The sequence below is a fragment of the Stenotrophomonas maltophilia group sp. Smal17 genome (assembly GCF_030237045.1).
Taxonomy (GTDB): domain Bacteria; phylum Pseudomonadota; class Gammaproteobacteria; order Xanthomonadales; family Xanthomonadaceae; genus Stenotrophomonas; species Stenotrophomonas forensis.
In genome coordinates this window covers 1-3,559 of sequence record NZ_JASJSU010000160.1, presented here as the reverse complement: position 1 = coordinate 3,559, position 3,559 = coordinate 1, and the positions used below count along the sequence as shown (strand labels likewise).

Below are 3,559 nucleotides of genomic sequence, written 5' to 3'. Positions count from 1 at the left end.
CCCACAGGAAACCCGCTTCTGCTGTTGCTGTTGAGGTTGCCGGCCAGCGGCCGGCACTACCACGGGTGCAGGGCCGCGGGCCCTGCCGACCCACCCGCTACCTGGCAGCGGCGATCTGCTTTTCGATGTCGGCGGCGGTCACCGGGCCAAGGAAGCTGTGCGCCAGCTTGCCCTGCGGATCCAGCAGATGCGTCAGCGGCAGCCCACGCGGGGTGGCGAAATCGGCCGGCGGATCGAACGGATCCACGATCACGATCGGGTAGGTCACCGGATGCTTGATCAGGAACGCCTGCATCTCGGGCGCCTCGATGTCCTCATAGGCCAGACCGACCACCTCGATGTTGCTGCGCATCGCATGCAGCGCCGACAGCTCCGGCATCTCCTTGCGGCACGGCGCGCACCAGGTCGCCCAGAAATTCACCACCACCCACTTGCCACGATGCGCGGCCAGGTCGTACTCGCTGCCATCCACCGCCTTCATCTTCAGCGTCGGGAACTCGGCGGTGGTGCGTTCGGCCGGGGTCTCCTCGACCGGTGCAGGCGTGCTCGGTGTCGGTGCCTGCGCCGGCGGCTGGCTGCTGGCCGGGGCCGGTTCCTGCGCCGGCTTGCAGGCGGCAAGGGCCAGCGCCAGGGCCAGTGGGAGCAGCAGCAACGGGGTCTTGCGGGTCATGGCGTGTCTCCAGAATCAGTATAGATATCGCTGACCTTGCGCTTGAGGCGTTCGCGCAGGGGCAGTCGCAGGTCGTCCAGTGCCGCCAGGGCGGCCCGGCCCAGGCTGTCGTCGCGGTACGGCAGGTGCTGCTCGGCTACCGGGATGCGCAGCTGGGTGCATTCGTACAGGTCGGCCAGGCTGACCTGGTCCAGGTCGCGCGACAGCAGCCACTCGCCTTGCTCGTCGCGGCGCAGCAGGCCGATCTCCTGCAGGTTGCAGGCCAGGTCATGCAGCAGGGAGTCCGTCAGCATCGGCTCCAGCCGCAGGATTTCATCATCGGCCAGGCCCCTGCCCTTCAAGCGTGCATGATGGAAGCGGCCGAGCAGGCGCAGCAGGCCGTAGAACTCATAGCCCTGCGGCAGCCGCAGCTCCACCGGCTGGTAGCGGAAGGCAGCCATCGACGAGGACAACGACGCGCCCAGCAGCACGGCCACCCAGCACAGGTAGATCCACAGCAGCAGGATCGGCACGAAGGCGACCGTGCCATACAGCTTCTGGTAGGACTGGAAGCTGCCCAGGTAGGCGCCGATGCCCCACTTCACCAGTTCCAGGATCACCGCGGCCAGGATCGCGCCGGGCACCGCGTGCCGCCATTTCACGGTGTGGTGCGGCACCACCCGGAACATCAGCGTGATGCACACGAACTCGATCAGGATCGGCGCCAGCCGCAGTGCCAGTTCGGCCAGCCAGCGGCCCTCCTGGGTACCGAACAGCGGCATCGCGAACACCCGCGCCGATACTGCCAGCGAGGCGGCCGCCAGCATCGCGCCCAGGGTCAGCACGGTCCAGTAGACCAGGAAGCGGGTCAGCTTGGGCCGGGTCGAGCCGACCCGCCAGATCTGGTTGAAGGTTTCTTCAACGCTGTTGAGGGTGATCAGCAGCGACACCACCAGCGCAATGAAACCGGCCGCGGTCAGCTGGCCGGCACTGGCCGAGAACTGGCGCAGGTAGCCCTCGGCCGCACGCGCGGCATTGGGTACGAAGTTGGAGAAGACGTAATCGCTGAGCTGATCGCTCCAGCGGTCGAAGACAGGGAAGGCCGAGAGCACGCCGAACACCACGATCGCCAGCGGCACCAGCGCGAACACCGTGGTGTACGCCAGCGCCGCCGCTGCCTGGAACAGGCGGTCGTCGAGGAAGCGATGCCACAGGAAGCGGCCGAAACTGATGGCCCGTGCGCGATCCCGCGCGCGCTCCATCCACAGGTTGAGCGTATCCAAAGGTTCCATCGGCGAAAGGGTACCCGATGCGGAATGCTCGCAGGATAGCCATACTGGTGGCCAGACGACGAGGAGAAGCGGGCACGATGGGCGAGATTCTGGTGCTGTACTACAGCCGGGGCGGTTCGGTGGCACGGCTGGCGCGCCAGATCGCGCGGGGCATCGGCGAGGTGCCGGGGATGACCGCGCGCCTGCGCACGGTACCGCCGGTGGCCGCGGTAACCCAGACCGCGCAGCCGCCGGTACCCGACGATGGCGCCCCCTACGTGAGCGTGCAGGATCTGGTCGAGTGCCAGGGCCTGCTGCTCGGCAGCCCGACCCGATTCGGCAACATGGCCGCGCCGGTGAAGCACTTCCTCGATGGCCTGGGCGCCGAATGGGTCAATGGCACGCTGTCGGGCAAGCCGGCCGGCGTGTTCACTTCCACCGCCTCGATGCATGGCGGCCAGGAGTCGACCCTGCTGTCGATGCAGGTCCCGCTGCTGCACCACGGCTGCCTGATCGTCGGCATCCCGTTCACCGAGCCGGCGCTGAGCCATACCACCAGTGGCGGCACGCCGTATGGTGCAAGCCATGTGGCCGGTGCCGCCGACGACCCGCAACCGACCGACGACGAGGCCGTGCTGGCCCGCGCGCTGGGCCGCCGGGTGGCCGACATCGCGCAGCGGTTGGGCCGATGAGCGCCGCGCCGCGCACGGTCCTGCTGCTGGCCCTGATGGGGCTGGCCGCGCTGTTCGCAGGCTGGTTCATCAATGACAAGCACTGGCTGGCCACCCAGCTGGTGTTCACCGCGCCGCCGCTGGCGCTGGCCGTCGCCCTGCGGCTGGGCTGGCGCAAGGCCGGCTTCTGGGCCTCGGTACTGGCCCTGGGTTGGTTCAGCCACGGCGTGATGAGTGCCTGGAGCCACCCGGAAACACGCTGGCTGGCACTGATCGAGATCGCACTGGCCCTGCTGGTGATCTTCAGCGCCAGCCTGCCGGGGCTGCGCGCCCGCTTCGGCAAGCGACGCTGACGCTGCGGCCGCCGGGCCGTATCATCTATGTTCCTGGCCCCGCGCCGCTGTACCTGTCCTGGTTTCGCGCATGCACATGATGGAAGAGCTCCTGGTCGTCACCACCGGCGGCACGATCGACAAGATCTACTTCGACGACAAGTCGGACTACCAGATCGGAGATCCGCAGATCGGCATGATCCTGCGTGAGCTGGGCGTGACCTTCCGCTTCAACGTGATTCCGATCCTGCGCAAGGACTCGCTGCACATCAATGATGAGGACCGCGAGCTGATCCGCGCCACCATCGCCGCGCAGCCAACCCGCCACGTGCTGGTGACCCACGGTACCGATTCGATGGTGCAGACCGGCAAGGTGCTGGCGACGATCCCGGACAAGACCATCGTGATGACCGGCGCGCTGAGCCCGGCCCGTTTCCGCGGCTCGGATGCGGAGTTCAACATCGGGTGCGCGATCGGTGCGGTGCAGTCGCTGCCGACCGGCGTGTACATCGCGATGAACGGGCGGATCTTTGATCCGCAGCACGTGCGCAAGAACGTGGCGGCGAACCGCTTCGAGTCGGTCTGAGGAACGGCGTGCCGACCAAGGTCGGCACCCACCAAAGCGCTGCCCTTGTA

General features: G+C 67.7%; 5 protein-coding genes. 3 read left to right on the top strand and 2 right to left on the bottom strand.

What is annotated here, in order from left to right; genetic code table 11:
- Window positions 1-97: 97 nt before the first annotated feature.
- Window positions 98-670, bottom strand: coding sequence for a thioredoxin family protein (locus tag QRO93_RS21240; RefSeq protein ID WP_285304351.1), 573 nt, complete (start codon window positions 668-670; stop codon window positions 98-100).
- Entirely contained in the window at window positions 667-1,941 is a 1,275-nt protein-coding gene (locus QRO93_RS21235; RefSeq protein ID WP_004154462.1) for a YihY family inner membrane protein, read from the bottom strand. The genes QRO93_RS21240 and QRO93_RS21235 overlap by 4 nt, the downstream gene beginning before the upstream one ends.
- A 77-nt stretch (window positions 1,942-2,018) precedes the next feature.
- Here QRO93_RS21235 and wrbA point away from each other — a divergent pair, with 77 nt between their 5' ends.
- The 3 genes from wrbA (at window position 2,019) to QRO93_RS21220 (ending at window position 3,509) form a co-directional block, all read left to right on the top strand.
- The gene (wrbA, locus tag QRO93_RS21230) at window positions 2,019-2,612 is read left to right on the top strand and encodes an NAD(P)H:quinone oxidoreductase (protein ID WP_053448870.1); all 594 of its coding nucleotides are present in this window, start codon (window positions 2,019-2,021) and stop codon (window positions 2,610-2,612) included.
- A complete protein-coding gene (locus QRO93_RS21225; protein WP_032130425.1) occupies window positions 2,609-2,944 on the top strand; it encodes a DUF2069 domain-containing protein in 336 nt (111 codons plus the stop codon). The genes wrbA and QRO93_RS21225 overlap by 4 nt, the downstream gene beginning before the upstream one ends.
- A 79-nt stretch (window positions 2,945-3,023) precedes the next feature.
- Window positions 3,024-3,509: an asparaginase domain-containing protein gene (locus QRO93_RS21220; protein WP_040009892.1), complete on the top strand. Its 486-nt coding sequence runs from the start codon at window positions 3,024-3,026 to the stop codon at window positions 3,507-3,509.
- The last annotated feature ends 50 nt before the right edge of the window (window positions 3,510-3,559 follow it).

What these genes read in the sequence shown, in the direction of transcription:
- QRO93_RS21240 (WP_285304351.1), bottom strand. Translation starts at nt 670, where the DNA reads ATGACCCGCAAGACCCCGTTGCTGCTGCTCCCACTGGCCCTGGCGCTG.
- QRO93_RS21235 (WP_004154462.1), bottom strand. Translation starts at nt 1,941, where the DNA reads ATGGAACCTTTGGATACGCTCAACCTGTGGATGGAGCGCGCGCGGGAT.
- wrbA (WP_053448870.1), top strand. Translation starts at nt 2,019, where the DNA reads ATGGGCGAGATTCTGGTGCTGTACTACAGCCGGGGCGGTTCGGTGGCA.
- QRO93_RS21225 (WP_032130425.1), top strand. Translation starts at nt 2,609, where the DNA reads ATGAGCGCCGCGCCGCGCACGGTCCTGCTGCTGGCCCTGATGGGGCTG.
- QRO93_RS21220 (WP_040009892.1), top strand. Translation starts at nt 3,024, where the DNA reads ATGGAAGAGCTCCTGGTCGTCACCACCGGCGGCACGATCGACAAGATC.